This is a genomic window from Bacteriovorax sp. DB6_IX (assembly GCF_000447775.1).
GTDB lineage: Bacteria > Bdellovibrionota > Bacteriovoracia > Bacteriovoracales > Bacteriovoracaceae > Halobacteriovorax_A.
This window is the reverse complement of sequence record NZ_AUNJ01000271.1, coordinates 1-238: the sequence shown is the minus strand read 5'-3', so window position 1 is coordinate 238 and position 238 is coordinate 1. Positions and strand designations below refer to the sequence as shown.

At 39.7% G+C, this 238-nt stretch carries 1 pseudogene; it reads right to left on the bottom strand.

The annotated features are described in order from the left end of the window. Window positions 1–224: pseudogene (locus tag M901_RS18385) on the bottom strand (ABC transporter substrate-binding protein); the annotation flags it as partial. Window positions 225–238 lie beyond the last annotated feature (14 nt).

The window sequence follows — 238 nt, the reverse complement described above, 5'->3', positions numbered from 1 at the left end:
CNGGCTCAACTTCCGTCGTTCCTCTTTTAAATTCAACAAGTCGATTATAGATCGTATGTGCTGAAGCATTATTAGATGTTCCATCAGTTGTTACTTGAGGATTAAACGCTGTTGGCGATCCTTTCCGAACAATAGACAAATGTTTTGTTTGATGATTTCTTGGCGTTACATGACACCAGTGTCGCTACGAGTAGAGTACTCGTCATAAGTGTGTTTATTTTCATTTTGTCTCCGTGCT